This window comes from Pseudomonas sp. GW458-11-26-14-LB4 (genome assembly GCF_059423925.1).
The window spans coordinates 169,639-191,732 of the sequence record NZ_JBWKYU010000001.1 but is presented as its reverse complement, the minus strand read 5'-3'; the positions used below and the strand labels follow the sequence as shown (position 1 = coordinate 191,732).

Annotated in this window: 20 protein-coding genes; 10 read left to right on the top strand and 10 right to left on the bottom strand. The window is 60.2% G+C overall.

Features of this window, described 5'->3' with window-relative positions; all coding sequences use genetic code 11:
* Positions 1–9 precede the first annotated feature (9 nt).
* From AC07XZ_RS00820 to AC07XZ_RS00795, 6 genes are all read left to right on the top strand, one after another.
* Positions 10–1,173: a phosphoglycerate kinase gene (locus tag AC07XZ_RS00820; protein ID WP_011336326.1), complete on the top strand. Its 1,164-nt coding sequence runs from the start codon at positions 10–12 to the stop codon at positions 1,171–1,173.
* Positions 1,174–1,207: 34 nt separating this feature from the next.
* Complete coding sequence (locus tag AC07XZ_RS00815) at positions 1,208–1,429, top strand: hypothetical protein (RefSeq protein ID WP_085697808.1); 222 nt, start codon at positions 1,208–1,210, stop codon at positions 1,427–1,429.
* A gap of 56 nt (positions 1,430–1,485) precedes the next feature.
* On the top strand, positions 1,486–1,818 hold the full coding sequence (locus AC07XZ_RS00810; RefSeq protein ID WP_011336325.1) for an MliC family protein: 333 nt from the start codon (positions 1,486–1,488) through the stop codon (positions 1,816–1,818).
* A 125-nt stretch (positions 1,819–1,943) separates the two neighbouring features.
* Positions 1,944–3,008 (top strand): class II fructose-bisphosphate aldolase, encoded by a 1,065-nt coding sequence (fba, locus tag AC07XZ_RS00805; protein WP_007959708.1) that lies wholly within the window; start codon positions 1,944–1,946, stop codon positions 3,006–3,008.
* A gap of 159 nt (positions 3,009–3,167) precedes the next feature.
* Complete coding sequence (locus AC07XZ_RS00800) at positions 3,168–3,419, top strand: helix-turn-helix transcriptional regulator (RefSeq protein WP_085746662.1); 252 nt, start codon at positions 3,168–3,170, stop codon at positions 3,417–3,419.
* Positions 3,412–4,683: a type II toxin-antitoxin system HipA family toxin gene (locus tag AC07XZ_RS00795; protein ID WP_102685751.1), complete on the top strand. Its 1,272-nt coding sequence runs from the start codon at positions 3,412–3,414 to the stop codon at positions 4,681–4,683. Before AC07XZ_RS00800 ends, AC07XZ_RS00795 begins: the two co-directional genes overlap by 8 nt.
* Positions 4,684–4,784: 101 nt before the next feature.
* Here the strand turns inward: AC07XZ_RS00795 and AC07XZ_RS00790 are convergent, their stop codons facing one another.
* From AC07XZ_RS00790 to AC07XZ_RS00780, 3 genes are all read right to left on the bottom strand, one after another.
* Positions 4,785–5,651 carry a hypothetical protein gene (locus AC07XZ_RS00790; RefSeq protein WP_085746660.1) on the bottom strand — a complete coding sequence of 289 codons (867 nt, stop codon included), beginning with the start codon at positions 5,649–5,651 and terminating at the stop codon, positions 4,785–4,787.
* A 283-nt stretch (positions 5,652–5,934) separates the two neighbouring features.
* Positions 5,935–6,297, bottom strand: a complete 363-nt coding sequence (locus tag AC07XZ_RS00785; protein WP_102685750.1) for a DUF6124 family protein — start codon at positions 6,295–6,297, stop codon at positions 5,935–5,937.
* A 364-nt stretch (positions 6,298–6,661) separates the two neighbouring features.
* Entirely contained in the window at positions 6,662–7,330 is a 669-nt protein-coding gene (locus tag AC07XZ_RS00780) for a polysaccharide lyase family 7 protein (RefSeq protein ID WP_011336318.1), read from the bottom strand.
* 351 nt (positions 7,331–7,681) lie between these two features.
* Between AC07XZ_RS00780 and AC07XZ_RS00775 the strand changes: the two genes are divergently transcribed.
* Genes AC07XZ_RS00775 through AC07XZ_RS00765 form a run of 3 tightly spaced genes read left to right on the top strand, consistent with a single transcriptional unit; the run spans position 7,682 to position 10,659 of the window.
* Positions 7,682–9,805 (top strand): putative bifunctional diguanylate cyclase/phosphodiesterase, encoded by a 2,124-nt coding sequence (locus tag AC07XZ_RS00775; protein ID WP_085746658.1) that lies wholly within the window; start codon positions 7,682–7,684, stop codon positions 9,803–9,805.
* A 41-nt stretch (positions 9,806–9,846) separates the two neighbouring features.
* Positions 9,847–10,338, top strand: coding sequence for a M48 metallopeptidase family protein (locus AC07XZ_RS00770; RefSeq protein WP_007959720.1), 492 nt, complete (start codon positions 9,847–9,849; stop codon positions 10,336–10,338).
* Positions 10,339–10,362: 24 nt separating this feature from the next.
* On the top strand, positions 10,363–10,659 hold the full coding sequence (locus AC07XZ_RS00765; protein ID WP_007894945.1) for a winged helix-turn-helix domain-containing protein: 297 nt from the start codon (positions 10,363–10,365) through the stop codon (positions 10,657–10,659).
* 209 nt (positions 10,660–10,868) lie between these two features.
* Here the strand turns inward: AC07XZ_RS00765 and AC07XZ_RS00760 are convergent, their stop codons facing one another.
* On the bottom strand, positions 10,869–11,321 hold the full coding sequence (locus AC07XZ_RS00760; RefSeq protein ID WP_102685749.1) for a GNAT family N-acetyltransferase: 453 nt from the start codon (positions 11,319–11,321) through the stop codon (positions 10,869–10,871).
* Between the two features lie 256 nt (positions 11,322–11,577).
* On the opposite strand from AC07XZ_RS00760, the gene AC07XZ_RS00755 reads away from it, so the two are divergent.
* The gene (locus AC07XZ_RS00755; protein ID WP_085746655.1) at positions 11,578–12,315 is read left to right on the top strand and encodes a substrate-binding periplasmic protein; all 738 of its coding nucleotides are present in this window, start codon (positions 11,578–11,580) and stop codon (positions 12,313–12,315) included.
* A gap of 6 nt (positions 12,316–12,321) precedes the next feature.
* Here AC07XZ_RS00755 and yccS read toward each other — a convergent pair whose 3' ends face one another.
* The 6 genes from yccS to AC07XZ_RS00725 all read right to left on the bottom strand — a co-directional run bounded on the left by yccS (position 12,322) and on the right by AC07XZ_RS00725 (position 21,856).
* Complete coding sequence (gene yccS / locus AC07XZ_RS00750) at positions 12,322–14,505, bottom strand: YccS family putative transporter (protein ID WP_074692097.1); 2,184 nt, start codon at positions 14,503–14,505, stop codon at positions 12,322–12,324.
* A gap of 265 nt (positions 14,506–14,770) precedes the next feature.
* Positions 14,771–15,949 (bottom strand): BaiN/RdsA family NAD(P)/FAD-dependent oxidoreductase, encoded by a 1,179-nt coding sequence (locus AC07XZ_RS00745; protein WP_102685748.1) that lies wholly within the window; start codon positions 15,947–15,949, stop codon positions 14,771–14,773.
* A gap of 148 nt (positions 15,950–16,097) precedes the next feature.
* Positions 16,098–17,483 (bottom strand): ATP-dependent RNA helicase DbpA, encoded by a 1,386-nt coding sequence (gene dbpA / locus AC07XZ_RS00740; RefSeq protein WP_007959732.1) that lies wholly within the window; start codon positions 17,481–17,483, stop codon positions 16,098–16,100.
* 57 nt (positions 17,484–17,540) lie between these two features.
* Positions 17,541–18,968 carry a multidrug transporter subunit MdtD gene (mdtD, locus tag AC07XZ_RS00735; protein WP_102685747.1) on the bottom strand — a complete coding sequence of 476 codons (1,428 nt, stop codon included), beginning with the start codon at positions 18,966–18,968 and terminating at the stop codon, positions 17,541–17,543.
* A 108-nt stretch (positions 18,969–19,076) separates the two neighbouring features.
* Positions 19,077–20,414 carry a TldD/PmbA family protein gene (locus AC07XZ_RS00730; RefSeq protein WP_102685746.1) on the bottom strand — a complete coding sequence of 446 codons (1,338 nt, stop codon included), beginning with the start codon at positions 20,412–20,414 and terminating at the stop codon, positions 19,077–19,079.
* Positions 20,414–21,856, bottom strand: coding sequence for a TldD/PmbA family protein (locus AC07XZ_RS00725; protein ID WP_102685745.1), 1,443 nt, complete (start codon positions 21,854–21,856; stop codon positions 20,414–20,416). Before AC07XZ_RS00725 ends, AC07XZ_RS00730 begins: the two co-directional genes overlap by 1 nt.
* Positions 21,857–22,094: the final 238 nt, after the last annotated feature.

Genomic DNA, 22,094 nt, shown 5'->3' with positions numbered 1-22,094 from the left:
GTGCGACCCATGACCGTGTTGAAGATGTCCGACCTCGATCTGCAAGGTAAGCGCGTATTGATCCGCGAAGACCTCAACGTCCCAGTCAAGGACGGTGTTGTCACCAGCGATGCGCGTATCCTGGCTTCGCTGCCGACCATCAAGCTGGCCCTGGAAAAAGGCGCGGCCGTGATGGTCTGCTCGCACCTGGGTCGTCCGACCGAAGGCGAATTCTCCGCCGAGAACAGCCTCAAGCCTGTCGCCGATTACCTGAGCAAGGCCCTGGGCCGCGAAGTGCCGCTGGTGGCCGACTACCTGGGCGGCGTTGACGTCAAGGCCGGCGACATCGTGCTGTTCGAAAACGTGCGCTTCAACAAGGGCGAGAAAAAGAACGCCGACGAACTGGCCCAGCAATATGCCGCCCTGTGCGACGTGTTCGTGATGGACGCTTTCGGCACCGCTCACCGCGCCGAAGGTTCGACCCACGGCGTTGCCAAGTTCGCCAAAGTCGCCGCGGCCGGCCCGCTGCTGGCCGCTGAACTCGACGCACTGGGCAAAGCCCTGGGCGCCCCGGCCAAGCCGATGGCGGCCATCGTTGCCGGTTCCAAGGTCTCGACCAAACTCGACGTCCTGAATAGCCTGAGCCAGATCTGCGATCAACTGATCGTCGGCGGCGGCATCGCCAACACCTTCCTCGCTGCGGCCGGTCACCCGGTTGGCAAGTCGCTGTACGAGCCGGACCTGCTGGACACCGCTCGCGCCATCGCCGCCAAGGTCAGCGTGCCGCTGCCGGTCGACGTGGTGGTTGCCAAGGAATTCGCTGAAAGCGCTGAAGCGACCGTGAAACTGATCGCAGACGTCGCTGCCGACGACATGATCCTCGATATCGGCCCGCAAACCGCGGCCAACTTCGCCGAACTGCTGAAGTCGTCGAAAACCATCCTGTGGAACGGCCCGGTCGGCGTGTTCGAATTCGACCAGTTCGGCAACGGCACCAAAGTGCTGGCCGAAGCCATCGCCGAAAGCGCGGCGTTCTCGATTGCCGGCGGTGGCGACACCCTGGCGGCCATCGATAAATATGGCGTGGCTGAAAAGATCTCCTACATTTCCACCGGCGGTGGCGCGTTCCTCGAATTTGTCGAAGGCAAGGTGCTGCCGGCCGTTGAAGTCCTGGAAAGCCGGGCCAAGGCCTGAGGCCGCCCGATTGGCCAGGCAAAGGAGTGTTCAGATGGTCAAGTCGTTAGCGCTGTTGTTGCTGACCGGTACATTGGCAGCCTGCGGGAGTAACCCGAAGGCTGCGCCGGAGCCGGCACCCGGCGAGGCACAGAAAGGCTGTTACCAGGCCGACTGGCAGGCCGAAACCAACCCGGTGCTGAACAAGCGCTCGGGCCCGGACGGTCTGGACAAATACGAGACGCAGACCCCGGCCAAGGAACATGGTTGTCCTTGACCGGTCTGACTCTTTACTCAAGTCCGGCGGCGTGCGCTGCCGGTCGAGGAACACGGATGAAAGGCTTGATCGCCGTTGCGGCACTGGGATTGTTGGGTGGTTGCGCGCAGTGGAACCCGTTCCAGTCGTCCGCCCCTGTGGATAACTGGACCACCTGGACCTGCGACAGCCAGGCCAAGGTGCTGTGGCGCTTCACCGATGCCGCCCGCAAGGAAGTCGATGTGCGTCTGGGCGGCGGCGATCAGGTCTATCGCCTGAAAGAAGAGCCGGGCGCCTCGGGCGCGCTGTACAGCGACGACATGCTGGCGTTTCACATCAAAGGTGAGGAGGGCCTGGTCTACTGGGTCGCCACCAATGATCTGATCGGTCGGGGCTGCAAAGCCGAATAAAACAGAATTTGCTTTATCGAATCACCAGGCCGGGCCTCAACCCCCGATCTGCAATCACTTGAATAGCCGCCGCCGCTCCGGCAGGCTGGCACGATTAACGACCCAAACCGGGAGAGACACACACAATGGCACTTATCAGCATGCGCCAGATGCTGGACCACGCAGCCGAGTTCGGCTACGGTGTTCCAGCCTTCAACGTCAACAACCTTGAGCAGATGCGCGCCATCATGGAAGCCGCTGACAAGACTGACTCCCCGGTGATCGTTCAGGCTTCGGCCGGTGCCCGCAAATACGCCGGCGCCCCGTTCCTGCGTCACCTGATCCTGGCGGCGATCGAAGAGTTCCCGCACATCCCGGTGTGCATGCACCAGGACCACGGCACCAGCCCTGATGTCTGCCAGCGCTCGATTCAACTGGGCTTCAGCTCGGTGATGATGGACGGCTCCCTCGGCGAAGACGGCAAGACCCCGACCGACTACGAATACAACGTCCGCGTGACCCAACAAACCGTGGCCATGGCTCACGCCTGCGGCGTTTCGGTTGAAGGCGAGCTGGGCTGCCTGGGTTCGCTGGAAACCGGCATGGCCGGTGAAGAAGACGGCATCGGCGCCGAAGGCGTTCTGGATCACAGCCAGATGCTGACCGACCCGGAAGAAGCCGCTGACTTCGTCAAGAAGACTCAGGTTGATGCCTTGGCCATCGCCATCGGCACCAGCCACGGCGCCTACAAGTTCACCAAGCCACCTACCGGTGACGTGCTGGCGATCGACCGCATCAAGGAAATCCACAAGCGCATCCCGAACACCCACCTGGTGATGCACGGTTCCTCGTCGGTTCCGCAAGAGTGGCTGGCGATCATCAACCAGTACGGCGGCGACATCAAAGAAACCTACGGCGTACCGGTTGAAGAAATCGTCGAAGGCATCAAGCACGGCGTGCGCAAGGTCAACATCGACACCGACCTGCGTCTGGCATCCACTGGCGCCATGCGTCGTCTGATGGCCACCAACCCGAGCGAATTCGACCCACGTAAATTCTTCGGCGAAACCGTCAAGGCGATGCGCGATGTATGTATCGCTCGTTACGAGGCTTTCGGTACTGCCGGCAACGCTTCGAAGATCAAGCCGATCTCGCTGGAAAGCATGTATCAGCGTTATCTGAAGGGTGAGTTGAACGCCAAGGTCAATTGAGACTGGGTGTTTAGCTGATTTGAAAGAAACCCGCCGTGAGGCGGGTTTTTTTTGCCTGTAGTTTTATCAAGCAGTCGACCGACGTAAGGCGCTTGAAATGTCACCCATAACGGACATAATCGATTCTATATTTTAAAAAGTCCCATATGGGTGACATTTATGCTGCTCCCCAATCCCGCTGTTTTCGGTGAAAGAATTCGGCAATTGCGTCGGGCTAAAGGCTACAGCCAAGCGATATTGGCCCACAGAGCCAAATGCAGCCGCAAAACCATCATTGACCTTGAGGCCGGGGAGAATGTCGCGCTTTACACCGCGTTCAGGGTGCTGGCAGCGCTGGGCATGGCGCTGGAAATTGTCGATAACCGCATTGACCTCAAATCCCTGGCCGATCTGGTAGAGCACGATGAGTAAAGTCAAAAGGCTCAACGTCACCACGCCGCAAGGCTTCGCTGGTGAGCTGTCCAAGGGATCGCAGTTTTCCTTTGTTTATGAAACCGCCGATGCAACAAGGGAAGTCTCACTGGTCATGCCCTATGACCCGACGCCCTCGGTGAGCAACGTGCTGCATCCGATCTTCGATATGAATGTGCCTGAAGGGTTTCTGGCGGATCAGATCAAGCGCCGGATGGCCAAGCACATGCAAGTCGATGAGATGCGCCTGTTATCGGTCATCGGCGGGAACCAGATCGGACGCCTCACCTACCAGAATCCAATCGAAACTCCGGTATCCGTGCGTGCGCAAGTCGGATTGCAGGAGATTCTGTCTGCCGATGTTTCGCAGGGCGTTTTCGACTTTCTCGTCGACACCTACTTCGAGTCTGGTATTTCAGGTGTACAGCCCAAGGTGCTGGTGCCCGACCTGGACAAGCTCACCGGCAATCGAAAAACCATGCTCAGCTCCGATCTGATCGTCAAATCAGGCGCGGATGAGTACGCACATCTGGCTCAGAACGAATTTCTCTGTCTGGAAGCGGCTCGTCTCGCAGGGCTGGAAACACCGCCGTTCTGGCTGTCCGAAAACGGCGATTTATTTGTGATGGAGCGTTTTGACCTGACCGAGGCCGGTCGCCTCGGGTTCGAAGACATGGCGGTTCTGTTGGGACTCAACAAGGATCCCCATGACAACTACAAGTATTCGCAGAGCTACGAAACCCTCGCGGCCGTGATTGGCCAGGTCTGTCGGCATGGTGATTCGCTTCGGGAGTTGGAGCGTTTTTTCGCTTCGGTCTGCCTTTCGGTCATGGTTCGAAACGGGGATGCGCATCTAAAGAACTTCGGCGTGATTTATACCCACCCAGAAGCCCTTGAAACCGTGCAATTGGCACCCGTTTTCGATGTCACCACCACAACCGTTTACGAAAACTACAATCCAAAATCAGGCCGCTCATTGGTTGATCGCACGTTGGCAATCAAGATGAACAAGGTGAAAACCTACCCGGATCGCCAGCAACTGATCGAGTTTGGTCGCAAGCATTGCTCAGTAGAGAAGCCAGCCTTGATCATCGAGCGTATTGCCGAGGCGATGACTCAAGCGTTGGCGAATCATCAGGCGCGAGTGAACGGCGAGTTGTTTGCTGATATGCAGCGGGAATGGGATGCGGGGCGGGTAGTGGCGTTGAATGACTCCGTCGGCTCAGGAATGAAGCGAAAGCCAGTCGGCACGACCCGTATTTGATATACGTAGGTCGAGTTGAAAATAAAGGAAAGCGGGGGCAGATTGATTTAATCGAGCAGCAGATAAATAAATCTGTCCCTCTGATTGATGTCGGAGTGGAATCAGCTTGCGCGGCGCACTGGCTTTATCGCAGTCAAAAAATCATTGATCACTTTTAAAACCCACTCTTTGGCCTTTTGAGTATTTGCCAACGGCGCTTCGCCTGCGCCCTCGATAAAGCCCGGAATATGTTCGGGAGCAAGTTTGACGATAAATGCAGCGGCGTCATCTGCTGCAGACTTATTATTGAACTCGTTCTCCAAACGACTCATTGACGCTGCGAATATTGAGCTCTTCATCAATTGCTTACTGTGTTCCGTCAGTTCAGTAATGTTGTTCGACTGATTGATGACGAGGAATATATCGAAGGCATCCCGCAAGCGTTTCCCAAAACCAACCGAGCGCCCCTTGGCAGAAAGGAAGCCAGCTTCGGTGGCGAAGGGGATCTTCAGCGAGGTCTCCGTACCGTCCATGGCCTGCCCCGATATCAACTGATGCCTGGCTTCCTTTTCAGTGAAGATCACGTCCGTTCCCGGGGTCGCGATGGACTCATAACGCCCCCACTGCATAATCAGGTCGGCTGAATCATCTGCATATTTCCTGTGCAGGAAATCCACATGAAAAATCATTGGTTCATCATTGACCACCAGCTTTCTGTACACCTGGAACGCATTCTTTGGCGCCCGCATGTACCCCGAGTCCTTAACCATTGAGTCCAGAGCCCGAATAACATGCTCTTTACTCAGCGCCGCATTCAGAATGATGTCGACGTCATAGGTGCCCGTGTGGGGAATGGGCTTGGAGTTAAACAGGTAAGGAATCCATCCACCAATCACCGCGTAGTCGATAGTTTGACGATTTAGTAACCCGGCTACTTCCAGCAGCATGGCCCGTGCTGCTTCTTGTTCGCTTGCAAAGCTATAAGTCATGTTCAGTCGTTCCTTCTTTTACTTGGTAGGTGTTATTTCTGAGGGGCCTGCGCCAAGCGCGGGGCGCCTCAATGTCTCAGGCCGGGCATCGGCGCTGCAGTAGTCGGCCTTTCTAGCTCCACCTCTTCCCTGCAAAGTCAATTGATCCGAGTGTAACTCGTTCATTTAAGAAACCCGCTATGGCGCGGATTTCTTGTAGGCGATGGTCTATCGGTAAGGGGCAAGAACGTCGCCAATTACGGACATTTCTGAGATTCCGCGATGAGCGAGCCGTTATGGGTGGCTATTCCTTTAACTCGACGTGATCCAGCGCCTGATTCACCGCCAGTTCCCCCAGCATCACCAACTGCGCGATGCCTATCGCGGTTTTGCGGTCGACGGGGGCGAGGGTGGCGGCGAAGTTGTTGAGCATTTCGCTGGCGGAGCCGAGGGTTTCGCTGGCGTTGGCCAGCAGGGATTCGGTGTTGTAGGCGGGATTGGCGAAGTACATGCGGTCGGGTTCGTTGACCGTGGCCATGATGCGGGCGCCGGGGCAGAGGTAGTGGTCTAGGGCGCGTTCGGCGGCTTCGTTGAGTTTTTTGGGGTCGATGGAATCGTAGGGAGAGGCCGGGTCTGTGACCGGCGGATGAGGCGTAGATTTAATCATTTGCTCGAAACCTGAATGGAGTGCCCCCGCTCTGGCTACTAATCAAAGTGGAGGCAACTGTACGCAGGTTAGTAGACCGGGGTTTCGAGCAAGCCGGCGCACCCGAAGATGCCCTGCGCACAGTCGCCATCAGGTGCAGGAATCGAAATTCCTGACTGACAGATGCTTATGCACAAGCTCGAACCCTCGGGCTACTAAACCCGATCACTGCGAATCAGTGACCCGAATCAAGTTACCGATGGCCCTCCAGGCGCACAAGCCGGCGGATTCTGGCGTAGTGGTAGGCAGCGACGCAAGCCGTTGTAGGCTTCGGGACGTTACGCGCACTGCCTTTAAACAGCAGCCTTAAACGAACGCATCGCGGCTATTTATCGTGATCAATATCCAGCTTGCTGAACGTCACCTGCCCACCCTCACTGGTGTACCCGGTGTTGTCCTGCACATACACCCCCGCCTTGAAATACAGCGGTTTGTTGCGCCATGTCGCGCTGATCTGCGAATCCCACTGATACCCGGCCGCACTCACGCCCAATGCGCCGCCAGGGCTCAGGTGAATGAGGTAGTTGAACTCGCGATTGAGTTTGATCCCGGTGGCGAGGGTGATGACGCGGCTTTCGTCCTGATCCGGATGGGTGCGCAGCTTGATCACCAGGTTGCCGGTCTCGGTTTTTTCTTTGTATTGGTATTCAAGCTTGAGCATCGGCTTCTGGCTTTCATAGGCGTGGATCTGGCCGATGACGATCTTGCCGGAGCTGGGCACCTTGTTGACCGAAAGGGTCGCGCGCAGCAGGTTGTCGGCGTCGGGGTAATACCAGTTGCGCAATGTTCCGTTGCTGTAGGTCTCACGCAGTTCGGTGCGGGGATAAATGGCGTTTTCGGTTTTCGAACCGGTCACCGGGGACCAGAAGAACAGGGTGCCGGTGTCGGAATGGAAGTACTGATCCTTGAAGCCGTTCACCAGTTTGGAGGTTTCGACGGTGTAGGGCGGGCTGCCAACGGGAACGCTGAGGTTCCAGGTTGCGAGGTCGATCATGTCGGTTCTTCCACTCTGTTGCTGTTGCACGCGCGTGCCAGAAGCTCTAGCCCGCGCCTCTTGGGGGCGGCCTTTATAAGCGTAGAGGGATTTTTTGTTAACGGCCGTCTGGCGGATGATTGGCGTCAACATCCTGTCGAAGTGCCATCTTTCCCGGTATTCGGGGGCTTCAGCGGTGACCGTTAGTCGGCTGCCCGCCGGTTTGTTTAAATGATGGCTGGATGACAGCTATTGCTTTTACAGATCCCGGACTAGAGTGAAGACTCGGTGACTGTATGGTTTTCACGAGAAGCCGCCCGGAACACTGACCCGAGATGCCCCGACACGAGTTGTCCCGACAAGAGAAGCAGCATGGAATGCGCGCAACCCCAGCCAGGTGAAGGCAGCTCAGTCCTTTTGATCGTTGATGATTACCCTGAAAACCTGATCAGCATGCGCGCGTTGCTGCAGCGCCAGGACTGGCAGGTATTGACCGCCGCTTCCGGTTACGAAGCCCTCAACCTGTTGCTCGAACACGACATCGACCTGGTGCTGCTGGATGTGCAGATGCCGGGCATGGACGGTTTCGAAGTCGCGCGGCTGATGCGCGGCAGCCAGCGCACGCGCCTGACCCCGATCATTTTCCTCACTGCCAACGAGCAGTCCCAGGACGCCGTGATCAAGGGTTATGCCAGCGGTGCGGTGGATTACCTGTTCAAACCGTTCGATCCGCAGATTCTCAAGCCGAAAGTCCAGGCGTTGCTCGAGCACCAGCGCAATCGCCGGGCCTTGCAGCGTTTGAGTCAGGATCTGGAATCGGCGCGGGCCTTCAATGCCTCGGTGCTGGATAACGCGGCCGAAGGCATTCTGGTGTTGGGCGAGGATGGTTTGATCCGCTTTGCCAACCCGGCGATTTCCCGGTTGCTCAATGCGCCGGTGAAGGAGCTGGAAGGGCAGGAGTTTCTCGATTATCTGCAGAAACCGCACATTCCGCTGTGGGCCGATTCCGAGTTTTACGCCGGGTACAAACGTGGCGAGACGCTGCGTCTACACGATGCGTCGCTGCGCACCGCACCGGGGCAGCAGGTGCCAGTGGCCTTGTCCTGCGCGCCGCTGCCGAGTGAACAACATGCGATGGTGGTGACGGTGCTGGACATGTCGGTGGTGCGTCATCTGCATCAGCAGCTGGAATTTCAGGCTGTCACCGACCCGCTGACCGGGCTGCTCAATCGCCGGGGTTTTTACCAGACTGTGGAAAACCTGCTGTTGCGCGGCGAGCGCACGGATAGCAGTTGGGTGTTGATGTATCTCGATCTCGACGGTTTCAAGAGGGTCAATGATTCCCTCGGCCATGATGCCGGGGACCGGGTGTTGCGCTGGGTCTCCGAACAATTGAAAGCGTGCCTGCGGCCATTCGACATTCTGGCGCGGATGGGCGGCGATGAATTCACCGCGCTGCTGGATCTGGAATTCCCCGAACAAGCGGCGAAGATTGCTGAAAAACTCATCGAGCGGGTGTCGATCTGTCAGCAGATCGAAGGCCTCGATATTGCTCTGGGCGCGAGTATCGGCATTGCCACCTACCCCGACTGCGGCAACAACCTCGACGGTCTGCTGCGCGCCTCGGACATCGCCATGTACGAGGCCAAGCGTGCCGGGCGTCAGCAATATCGTTTCTACGATCATGAAATGAACGGCCGTGCGCGGTCGCGGCTGATGCTGGAAGAAAGCGTGCGTAATGCCATCGAGAACCGCGATTTCAATCTGGTGTATCAGCCGCAGGTGGCCATTGGCGATGGTCGCGTTCGTGGTTTCGAGGCGTTGCTGCGCTGGCAGCACCCGAGCGTCGGCGATGTGCCGCCGGGGTTGTTCCTGCCGTTGCTGGAGGAGGCGACGCTGATCAGCCGGCTCGGCAGCTGGATCTATCATCGCAGCGCCGGGCAGCGTAAGGCTTGGGAGTCCGAGTTCTCCAGGGATCTGGTGATCGGCGTGAGCCTGAGCAACACCCAGTTCGGCCTGCCGAATCTGGTCACTGAATTGCGCCAAGTGCTGGAGCGCCATGGTTTGCAGCCACACCAGATGGAAGTGGAAGTCACCGAAGAAGCGCTGACGATCAACCCGGACGAGACCCGCAAGCAGCTGAAGCTGCTGCGCAATCTCGGGGTGCGGGTGGCGCTGGACGATTTCGGTTCCGGGGCCTGCTCGCTGGCGCATTTGCGCGATCTGGAACTGGATACCCTCAAACTCGATCGCCACCTGATTGCCCGATTGCCGGACTCGTCCCGCGACGCTTCGCTGGTGCGCACGGTCATCGACTTATGCAAGGAATACGGCTTGCTGGTGATTGCCGAAGGCGTGGAAACCGTCGAGCAATACCAGTGGCTGCAAGCCCATGGTTGCGAGTACGTGCAAGGCTTCCTGGTGGCGCGGCCGTTGGTCGCCGAGGACACCGCACGCTTTACCGAGCCGTTCGACTGGAGCGCGTTAGCCGGTTGAATTCGCTACACTGGCGGCCTTTTCATGACCCGTGCCGCCCCATGACTGCGTTGAAATACCTCCAGGCCTATCCCGCGAATCTGCAGGATCAGGTGCGCCAATTGATCGCCGACAACCGCCTCGGTGATTACCTGAGCCAACGCTATCCGGGCCGCCACGATGTGCAGAGCGACAAGGCGTTGTACGGCTACGCGCTGGACTTGAAGCAGGAATACCTGCGCAACGCCCCGGCCATCGACAAGGTCCTGTTCGACAACCGTCTCGATCTGACCCACCGCGCCCTCGGCCTGCACACCACGGTGTCGCGGGTGCAGGGCGGCAAGCTCAAGGCCAAGAAAGAGATCCGCATCGCCTCGCTGTTCAAGGACGCCGCGCCGGAGTTTCTGAAGATGATCGTCGTGCACGAGCTGGCGCACTTCAAGGAGTCGGATCACAACAAGGCGTTCTATAAGTTATGTGAGCACATGCTGCCGGGCTACCACCAGGTCGAGTTCGACCTGCGGGTGTACCTGACGTGGCGCGACATGCAATAAGACATCAAACAACGGAGCGCATGCATGGACGTAAGCAAGACCAAGAGCAGTTTTTACCGGCGCTTGTACGTGGCGTACCTGATCGACAGCGGCCTGGCGAGCAGCGTGCCGGCGCTGACCGAAGTCACTGGCATGCCCCGGCGCACGGCGCAGGACACGATTGCGGCGCTGGCGGATCTGGATATTGTCTGCGAGTTCGAACAGGAAGAGGGCGCGCGCAATCATGCGGGGCGCTATCGGATTCGTGAGTGGGGGGCGATTGATCGGGGGTGGATCGAGCGGAATTTGCGGCAGATCAAGGCTGTTCTCGAATATCCCTGAGTTTGGGTGTTCGCCTTTAGATTGTTGCCCTCACCCCAGCCCTCTCCCGGAGGGAGAGGGAGCTGACCGAGGTGTCTTGCGTCATACATCGACCTGATCAAGTGTGGCGATTATGGATTCAACAACGCTCGTTCAGGTCGTTGTATCTCCCGAATATTCCCCAATCAGTCCCCTCTCCCTCCGGGAGAGGGTTAGGGTGAGGGGGCTTTTCAGGAACGCCGCATCCCGATGTGCGGAATGTCATCCTCCAGATATTCCTCACTCGCCACCACAAACCCATACCGCCCGTAATACCCCTGCAAATGCGCCTGGGCCGACAGATAGATCGGCACTTCAGGCCAACGCTTCTGCGCCTGTTTCAGCGCCTGTTCCATCATTTCATGCCCCAGTCCTTTGCCACGCCCGGCCGGCGCGGTCAGCACGCGGCCGATCACCACGTCGCCACCCTGGGATTCCGGATCCAGCAGGCGCAGGTACGCCACCAGCTGATCATCGTCCCAGCCCATCAGATGGCAGGTGTCACCGTCCAGATCCTGACCGTCCGGATCCAGGTAAGCGCAGCGCTGTTCGACCACGAACACTTCCGAGCGCAATTTCAAAATGGCGTACAGCTGCTCCAGTCCCAGATCGCTGTGATGTTTGCAGACCCACTCGATTGTCATCTTCCGATTCCTTGAACTACGTCGCCCGATACTAAGCGCAGCGCCGAAATATGTCTGTATGGCTGAGAAATCTGTGACAAAGGCCAAAATGCCATCATTCCAATATCGCGGCCCGCCGTACTTTGTGTAATCTGCTGGGAAGCGCTGTGCAATGGCTTCAATGAGCTAAGGTTAGGGCCTGGGATTCGCCGGTAAGGGGCCTTGGGGTTTTGACTGAAAACACGCCGGGCGGCCCGCCCGCTAAGGATTTTCAAGCATGCCGCGATTGCATCGAGCCTTTGCTTTGATCGGATTGCTGTTGCTGGGTCAAAGCGCGGCAGCGGAGAAATTGCGTCTGGTGTTCGACGTCTGGCCGCCCTTTACCGATGACACACTGGTCAACGGTGGGCTGGCGACCGACATCGTCAGCACGGCCCTGGCCCGTGCCGGTTATGCCAGCGGTTATGAGCAGGTGCCGTGGGCGCGGGCGTTGATGGGGGTTGGCGAAGGACGTTACGACGTGCTGGTCAACGCCTGGTACAACGACGAGCGCACGAAGATCGGGCAGTTTTCCGCTGAGTACCTGCTCAATCGCGTGCGCTTCCTCAAGCGCAAAGACGCGCCCATCGAATACAACAACCTGCAGGAACTGCACACCTATCCGGTTGCGGTCGTGCGCGGCTACGCCTATTCGGCGCCGTTCGATGCCGACACCGCGTTGCAGAAAGTCCCTGTGCATAACTTCGCCATGGCCGTGCGCATGCTGGCGGCGGACCGGGTCAAGCTGACTCTGGAAGACGAATACGTCGCCCGCTATTACCTGGCCCGGGAATCACCGAAAGTCCGCAACGCGGTGGAGTTTCTGCCCAAGCCACTGAGCGAGAACAGCCTGCATATTCTGGTCAGCCTGAAGAACCCGCAGCACGAACAGATCGTGGCCGGGTTCGACAAGGCGATTGCATCGATGAAGGCCGATGGCAGCTATGACAAGCTGCTCAGGCAGCATGGAATGTGAGGCGGCTCAGTCTTCGGCTGTGTCTTTGATCAGATGCGCCGCGAGCGTGCGCAACGGCCCGAGTTGACGGCAGATCAACGCCAGTTGCGTCTGCACCAGCCGCTGGCCTTCGTCGATTTCGTCCGGCATCTGCTCCAGCTCATTGGCCAGCGCTTCTTCCTCATCGCTCTGAATCGCAATCGGCTGTTTGCTCGCCAGCCCCTGGGCGATTTCATCGATGCTCGCCGCCAGACTCACGCCGGCGCCGTCGATCAGGTGTTCGCGCACCTCGGCCGGCAGCTGGGTTTCCCGGTGCGCGCCAAGCCCTGACAGATAGCTGAGCAAGGTGTGCGACAGCACCAGGAAGCGAAAGCCCACGTCGGCTTCCTTCCGGAAATGCCCCGGCTCCATCAGCATGTTCGCCAGCGTCGTGGAGAGTGCCGCGTCAGCGTTGTGCGCGTTGCGCCGGGCCAGGCGATAGGCGAGGTCGTCGCTCTTGCCGGCGGCGTATTGCTGCATGATCTGGCGCAGGTAAATGCTGTTGCAGGTGAGGGTGTTGGCCAGCACTTTGTTCAGGCGTCGGCCCTGCCAGTCCGGCAGGAACAGGAACACCGCCAGCCCGGCAATCAGGCTGCCGAGCAAGGTATCGAACAGCCTCGGCACAAACAGCCCGTAGCCGTCACCGACCTGGTTGAAGCAGAACAGCACCATGATCGTGATCGCGGCGGTCGCGACGGTGTAGCGGGTGGTGCGGTTGGTAAAGAACACCACGCCGGCGGCGATGGCGAAGCACGACTGCACCAGCGGGCTTGGGAACAGATCGAACAGCGCCCAGGCAATCGTCAGGCCGATCGCCGTGCCGAAAATCCGCTGGCCGAGTTTACGCCGGGTGGCGCCGTAGTTCGGCTGGCAGACGAACAGCGTGGTGAGGATGATCCAGTAACCCTGCGACGGGTGAATCAGGTGCACCATGCCGTAGCCGATGCTCAACGCCAGCGGCAAACGCAGGGCGTGACGGAACAGCAGCGAGGTCGGCGTCAGCTGGGTGCGCAGGCGAATCCACACGTCCTTGAAGTTGCGCGGTGAGCGGTCGAGCAGGCTGCTGTCGGTGGCATCGGCCAGGGCGTCGGGGTTGCTGGCGTCGCTGAGCAAACGGTCGAGGGTGCCGAGGTTGGCGGCCAGTGCGCGCAATGAACGGAGCAGTCCGCGCCAGGCCGGGTTGCTCTGGATGCGCAGGTGTTCGAGGGAAGCATGCAGGTCGCTCAGGGCTTCGGCGAAACTCGCGTCGTAGATGAACGGCTGACGCATCTGGATCGATTCGGCCAGCGCCCGGCAGGCCTTGCCTTGCTGGCGCAGCAGGCGTTGGCAGCGGAACAGGACATCGCTGTGGAAAAACGCATCGGCCAGGGCGTTATAGGGGTAGTGCGAAGAGCTGGCGCGTTCGTGAATGTCTTGCGCCAGGAAGTACAGCTTCAGGTAACGGCTGACTTTCGAGCCAGGACGACCGTTGCCGACCCGGTGCAGGATGATTTCCTTGGCGCTGTTCAGGGCTGCGACGACCCGGCCGTTCTGCTGGGCCAGTTCCAGTCGCCGTGCTTCGACGTCCATCTGACGGATCGGCTCGAACAGCGAGGATTTCAGCTTCAGGTAATAGCCGAGTTCGCGGAACAGCCGCGCCAGACTCTGCTGCACCGGCTGATTGGAAAACATCGCCTGCCACAGCACCGACAGCAGGCCGTACCACGCGGCACCGGCCACCAGCAGCATCGGCTCATGCCAGAAATCCGTGACCGCGCCACCGCGCTGATCCACGCCGATCATGGTGTAGACGGAAAGAATCAGGGTCGCCGAAGCAATCGCGCCATAACGCTCGCCGAGCGCCCCGAGCATGGTCAGGCCGAAACTGGCCAGTGCCAGGGCGATGACGAACACGATGGGGTAGGGGAATAACAATTCCACCGACAGCGCCGCGACGCTGAAACACACCAGCGTCACCGCCAGTGCGTTGAGGCGGCCCTGCCAACTGTCGTCGGTCTCGGCCAGGGCGCTGGCGATGATCCCGAGGAACAGCGGGATCAGCAGCCCCATTTCATCCTGATACCAGCACAGCGCCATGCTGCCGGTCAGGGCGATGAACACCCGCACGCTGTAGCTGAATTTATCCAGCGCCCACAGGCGCCGCAAAGACTGACGAAACGAGGTCGAGGACATGAAGTGCGAAGGCCTTCCGAGGCGATGCCGCTAAATTGAGCCAGTAATGACGCCGACGCAATGGCGCCGATCACATCTGACAGCAAAAAGTGTTCCTTTGGGTTCCTGCGCCGACTTCAAATTTTGAATCTTGCACACAAACCTGTGGGAGCTGGCTTGCCAGCGATGAGGCCAGTACACCCAACATCATTGCTGACTGTCAGGCCGCCATCGCTGGCAAGCCAGCTCCCACAGGGATTGCATTTCAAATCTAAAAAAACCTGGGTCAGACGTACTGCGCGGCAGCGTAACCAGAGGCCCACGCCCACTGGAAGTTGAATCCGCCCAGATGTCCGGTGACGTCGAGCACTTCGCCGACAAAGTAGAGGCCCGGGCTTTTCAGCGATTCCATGGTCTTGGACGACACTTCACGAGTGTCGACGCCACCGAGGGTGACTTCGGCGGTGCGATAGCCCTCGGTGCCGGCCGGGACGACTTTCCAGCTGCCGAGCTTCTCGGCGATGTCCGCCAGTTCGGCGTGGTTGTACTGCTTCATCGGTTTGGAGACGAACCAGTTGTCCGCCAGCAGGTTGGCCATCTTCTTGGTGAAGATTTCACCGAGCAGGGTTTTCAGTTCGCTGTTCGGACGCTCGGCGGTTTGCTGTTGCAGCCAGCTCGCGGCGTCATGATCGGGCAGCAGGTTGATTTCGACCGTGTCGCCCGGCTCCCAGAACGAGGAAATCTGCAGAATCGCCGGGCCACTGAGGCCGCGGTGAGTGAACAGGATGTTCTCGCGAAAACTCTGGTCGTTGCAGCTGACCAGACAATCCACCGAGGTGCCGGACAGTTCGGTGCACAGCTCCTTGAGCTGATCGGTGATGGTGAACGGCACCAACCCGGCGCGTGTTGGCAGCAGGTCGTGGCCGAACTGTTTGGCGACCTGATAACCGAAACCGGTGGCGCCGAGGGTCGGGATCGACAGACCGCCGGTGGCGATTACCAGCGACTGGCACTGGATCTGGCCGAGGGTTGTGTCGAGCAGGTAACCGCCCTCGACCTTCTCGATGGTCTGGATCGACGTGTCGAGGTGCAGGTTGACGCCGACCTGATCGCACTCGTCCAGCAGCATGCCGAGGATGTCGCTGGATTTGTTATCGCAGAACAGTTGGCCGAGCTTTTTCTCGTGGTACGGCACGCCGTGCTTGGCGACCATGCCGATGAAGTCCCACTGGGTGTAGCGGGCCAGCGCGGATTTGCAGAAGTGCGCATTCTGCGAGAGAAAATTGCTCGGTTCGGTGTACATGTTGGTGAAGTTGCAGCGCCCACCGCCGGACATCAGGATTTTCTTGCCGGCCTTGTTCGCGTGGTCGAGCAGCATCACCTGACGCCCGCGCCCGGCGGCGGTCAGTGCACACATCAACCCTGCGGCGCCAGCGCCAATGATCACGACTTCGGTAGAGCGCAAAACGGTGTCCTCACACAATCATCACGTAGATCGTTCCCACGCTCTGCGTGGGAATGCCGCCATGGACGCTCTGCGTCCGCTTTTGAATCGTGACGCGGAGCGTCACAGGATGCATTCCCACGCAGAGCGTGGGAACGATCAAGCGTTCTTACAAAACGCGAACGCGCAGCGAACGACCCTTGATCTTGCCGTTGTTCAAACGCTGCAGCGCCTGCATGACCACGGTACGTTCAACCGCCACATAGGACTGGAAGTCGAAGATCGCGATCTTGCCGACCTGGGCGCCCGGAATGCCGGCCTCACCGGTCAGTGCGCCCAGAATGTCGCCCGGACGCACCTTGTCCTTGCGCCCGCCAGCGATGCACAGCGTGCTCATCGGCGGTTGCAGCGGGGCACCGCCCTGGGACTTGAGGTTGTCCACCTGATCCCAGTTCAGCGGGGTTTTCTGCAGTTGCTCGATGGCTTGCGCGCGGTGCGCTTCGGACGGCGCAACGAGGCTGACCGCGATGCCTTTCTCGCCGGCACGACCGGTGCGGCCGACGCGGTGAATGTGGATTTCCGAGTCGCGGGCCAGTTCGACGTTGATCACCATGTCCAGTGCATCGATGTCCAGACCACGGGCGGCAACGTCGGTGGCAACCAGTACCGAAGTACTGCGGTTGGCGAACATCGCCAACACCTGATCGCGGTCACGCTGCTCCAGATCGCCGTGCAGGCCGACGGCGGAAATGCCTTTGGAGGTCAGGTGATCGACGGTTTCCTGCACCTGCTGCTTGGTGAAGCAGAACGCCACGGTGGAGGCCGGACGGAAGTGATGCAGGACCTTGGTCACCGCGCTCATGCGCTCTTCCGGGGAAATCTCGTAGAAGCGCTGTTCGATCTGGGTGTCGTCGTGGAACGCTTCGGCCTTGACCGTTTGCGGGTCGCGCATGAACTTCGACGCCAGTTGCTTGATGCCCACCGGATAAGTAGCGGAGAACAGCAGGGTCTGACGACGGGCCGGGGTCTGCTCGATGATGTCTTCGATGGCGTCGTAGAAACCCATGTCGAGCATGCGATCGGCTTCGTCGAGGATCAGCGTGTTCAGGCCGTCGAGGACCAACGAACCCTTGCGCAGGTGCTGCTGGATGCGGCCCGGGGTGCCGACGATGATGTGCGCGCCGTGCTCCAGCGAGCCGATCTGCGGGCCGAAGGACACGCCGCCGCACAGGGTCAGTACCTTGATGTTGTCTTCGGCACGGGCCAGACGACGGATTTCCTTGGCGACCTGGTCAGCCAGCTCACGGGTCGGGCAAATCACCAGCGCCTGGCAACCGAAGTAGCGCGGATTGATCGGGTTCAGCAGGCCGATGCCGAACGCGGCGGTCTTGCCGCTGCCGGTCTTGGCCTGGGCGATCAGGTCCATCCCCTTGAGGATCACCGGCAAGCTCTGCGCCTGGATCGGCGTCATCTGGGCATAACCGAGGGAGTCGAGGTTAGCCAGCATGGCGGCGGACAGCGGCAAAGTATTAAAAGCGGTGGCGATGGTGGTCACGGGACTGGCCTGCAAAACAAAATGTCGCGCAGTGTACCAGCCCGGTGGCCAATAGCCCTAAGACTCGATGTGCTCTTCCGGACGTCTGACTCGCCGTCCGTCATTCTTTGAAAGTTGAGAAAAAATGGTTGCGGCCAACATGGCCATGATCCCAACAGTCACGAACGTGAGCTGAAACGCGCCCAACACGGTCTCAACGCCGTCATTGCCGATCTCCGCCGTAAAGCCGCCGAGCAGCGCACCGGCGCACGCCACGCCAAGGCTCAGCGACAACTGCGCCACCACCGACAGCAAACTGTTGCCGCTGCTGGCGCTGGCGTCGTCGAGGTCGATCAGGGTCACGGTGTTCATCGCGGTGAATTGCAGCGAGTTGATCGCCCCGAGAACCGCCAGCAGGCACAGCAGCAGCCAGTATGGCGTCTGCTCGCTGACCAGGCCCATGCTCGCCAGCATGATCCCTAGAAACAGGGTGTTGCCGGTCAGCACGATGCGATAGCCCAGACGCTCGATCAGTGGCCGCGCGCCCCACTTGGCGACCATCGCGGCTGCGGCCAGCGGCAGCATGCTCATCCCGGCCTGGGACGGCGAATACCCCAGCGCCACTTGCAGTAGCAGCGGCACCAGAAACGGCAGGGCGCCGCTGCCCAGACGGGCGAACAGGTTGCCGAGAATGCCGACCGCGAAGGTGCGGGTCTTGAACAGTGACGGCGCGAACAGCGGGTTTTCAATGTGCCCGGCGCGCAGCCAGTACGCCGCCAGACACGCCATGCCGCCGAACAGCAACAGCATCACCCGCAGGTGTGGCAGGTGCAGTTCGCCGAGGCCTTCCATGGCGACAGTGATCAGCACCATCGCCGCGCCGAACAGCAGGAAACCCAGGCTATCGAAACGCGTGCGCTCGGTGCCGCGCAGGTCGGGGATGAATTTCCACACCGCGTAGCAACCGATGACGCCGACCGGCAGGTTGATCAGGAAGATCCAGTGCCACGTCAGGTATTCCACCATCCAGCCGCCCATGGTCGGGCCGATCAGCGGGCCGAGCAGGCCGGGAATGGTAATGAAGCCCATGATCCGCACCAGTTCCGAGCGCGGGTAGGCGCGCAGCACCACCAAACGCCCGACCGGCAGCATCAGCGCACCGCCGAGGCCCTGGATCACGCGCGCGCCGATCAGCATGCTCAGGCTGCTCGACAAGGCACAGAGCAGCGAGCCAAGGCTGAACAGCAGGATCGCACCGAAGAAGATTTTCTTGGTGCCGAAGCGGTCGGCGATCCAGCCCGAGGCGGGAATCAGCAGGGCCACGGTGAGCATGTAGGCGATGATCACGCCCTGCATGCGCAGCGGGTCTTCGGCCAGATCCCGGGCCATGGCCGGCAGGGCAGTGTTGAGGATGGTCCCGTCGAGGGACTGCATGAAGAAAGCGATGGCAACGACCCACGGCAACCAGCGGGCGGTGACGGCATCGAGAGGCGGGCGGTTGGGCATGGAACCTCTGGTGATGGGCGCAGTAAATCCGGGGTGACTTCATCGCGAGCAGGCTCGCTTCCACATGGACTGCGCGAACCTGTGGGAGCGAGCCTGCTCGCGATGCTTTTACAAGGTCAAGGTCAATCGGCTCACCAATGCCCCCGGCAGCAATGCCGACGAGGTATTGCGCTGGCTGTAGGTGCTCGCCGACAGCAGCAACTCGCGCTCGGCAGTCAACGCTTCCAGCTGCGAACCCAGCAGGCTGTAGGCGCTGTCGTCGAAACGCATGGTGCTGACCGGTGCCTGAATCTCGCCGTTCTCGACCCAGAACGTGGCAAACCGGGTCATGCCGGTAAGGCGTGCCGCCGGTTGATCGGAGAAGTTCAGGTACCACAGGTTGCTGATGTACAGGCCGGTGCCCAACTGTTTGAGGATCTCGGCCTGCGGCAGATCACCGGCGCCCATGTTCAGCGCGCTCGGCGATTCGCCACCGCCGGCACCGTTGGCCGTCAGACCGTACTCGGCGGCACTGCGCGAACCCACCAACTGATCACCCGCTTTGCCTTCGATGATCAACCGCAGATCGCTGCGCGGGTAACCTTCGCCGGAGAACGCCGGGCTCAGCGAGCCGCTGACTTTCTCGTCGAGGGACACCAGCGGACTGAATGCCTGATCGCCGGCATACAGCTTCTGCAGCGGGCTGCTTTTGCTGGCAATCGACTGCGCCGAGAAACCGCCCCAGCACAGCATGCCCATGATTTCTTCCAGGGCTGCGGGCGCCAGATAGGCGCGGTATTGGCCGGGCGGCAAGGTGCGCAGCGGTCGACCGAGAAACTCGAGTTGTTCGCGGGCCTGCTGGATGCGTTTGGCGAAGTCTTCGCTGTTCCAGTCATGCCCGGCGTAGCTGGCCTTCACCGCTTCGCCGTTCTCGTGGAACAGGCTGAAGTCGAAGTTGAAGCTGTTGGCCTGATGCCAGCCGAACGCACCGGAAGAACTGGCAAAACCACGGCTGATCGGGCCGGCAGCGTAGAAGCCGACCAGATCCAGTCCTTTGGCCGCCTGGGCGATTTCAGCGACAACCTGCTCGGTGTCCGGCAGCGGATGCTCCTGCACGTTCTTGCTCTGCCAGCCGTTGTGGTTGAGCAACAAGTACGGATCCTGCGGCAGCAGCGGCAGGGTTTCGCGCAGTTGCTGCAGGCCTTCAGCGAGACGTTGCAGGTCGGTGGCCTGCTCACCGGACAGGGTGATGTGCAGGTCCGCATGGCGACCGTCGTCGATCAGTTTCAGACCGATACCGGCTTGCTGCACCTGCCCGGCCTGACGCACCTTGGCGTGGTTGAAACGGACGAAGGCCGACGATTCGGCGTCGTAACTCAGGGTGAACTGTTCCGGCTCGCGCACCGCATCGCGCAGCCAGTTGACCAGCACCTTGAACGCCTCGGACGGGTTCTTGGAAATACTCATCAGGCGTCTCCCCCAAACACATCAACATTGCTGAACACGCAGGCCGGCGACGCATGGCCGACGCGGATCACCTGGTTCGGTTCGCCCTTGCCGCAGTTCGGCGTGCCCAGCACCTGAGTGGTGCCGGCGTTGCCGACGGCGCGCAGACTCTTCCAGAAGTGCGCGGAAATGCCCCGGTAGTTCGGGTTTTTCACCACGCCCTTGAGTTCGCCGTTTTCGATCAACTGGCCCCATTCGCAGCCGAACTGGAATTTGTTGCGGGCATCGTCGATCGACCATGAGCGGTTGGTGCTCATCAGAATGCCGTTTTCGATGCCGCCGATCAGTTGCTCCAGCGGCTGGTCGCCCGGCTCGATGTTGAGGTTGGCCATGCGGTCGATCGGTGGGCGGTTCCAGCCACAGGCGCGGCTGTTGGCGACGCCGTCCAGCCCCGCGCGGAACTGCGACAGTGCACCGCCCAACGGACGGACCAGCAGGCCTTCGTGAATCAAAAATTGCTTGCTGGCCTTGGAACCGTCGTCATCGTGACCGTAACTCGCCAGTTCTTCGGGAATGCCCGGATCGAACGTCACGTTGAGCAGTTTCGAACCGTATTGCAGGCTGCCGAAATCCGAGGCTTTGACGAAGCTGGTGCCGGCGTAATTGCGCTCGTCGCCGAGGATCCGGTCGAGCTCCAGCGGGTGACCGATGGACTCGTGGATCTGCAACATCATCTGGTCGGGCATCAGCAGCAAATCACGCGGGCCTTGCGGGGTGTTCGGTGCGAGCAGCAGTTGCAGCGCCTGATCGGCGACTTGCGGGCCAGCACCGATCAAACCGCAGCGGCTGATCACGTCGGCGCCGCCCTGCTGGCCGAAGTTCTCGCGGCCGAGGCTGCGGGTCTGGCTGTCGTTGCCGTCGTAGGCGGTGACGTCCAGGCCCGGGTAGACGAAGCGTTGGGCCTGGCGCAGTTCAGCGCCGGCGCTGCTCAGGTAGATCTGTTCGACGTGGGTGATGCCGATGCTCACTTCCCAATTCACCAGGCGCTCATCCTTTGGCACCGAGGCGGATTCCGCGCCGAGCAGCTCGAAGCATTCGCTCAGGGACGGAAAGGGTTGTTCCAGATTGGGTGAAAAGTAGTCGGCGCGGTCGCTGGACACCGGCTGCTGGCTCAGGTCGAGCAGGGCGTGGGGCTTGATCCGCCGGGCCTGCTGCTCGGCGCGCTCGAGGGCGGCTTGCAGGCCTTGTTGCGACAGGTCATTGGTCGCGGCGTAGGCTTCGACGCCGTTGACCCGGACGGTGAGCATCGCACCTTCGTCGCGGCTCAGGCTCGGCGGTTCGGCGACGTTCTTGCGCACCGACAGGTACTGGCCGGACTCGCGCACATATCGCAAGGAAAAAAACTCGGCGCCCGTGCGCAAGGCAGCGAAGCGCTGCTTGAGCTGGGGGTGGAAATCGAACATCAGGGAAACCTCCTTGTCATGGGAGAAACGGCGAAGCGGATTCGGCGGGGAGGGGGTGAAACGATTGGGCGAGGACTAGAGTAGGCCTGCGTGGGGTGTAGGATCAAGTGAAGAGGGGGTGTCGGAGGATTTACTGTGAAGCAGGAGAATTTGCGGTGAATTGCATGGCCTCATCGCGGGCAAGCCCGCTCCCACAGGTTTTTTGGTGGTCACAGAATCTGTGAACGACGCAAAACCT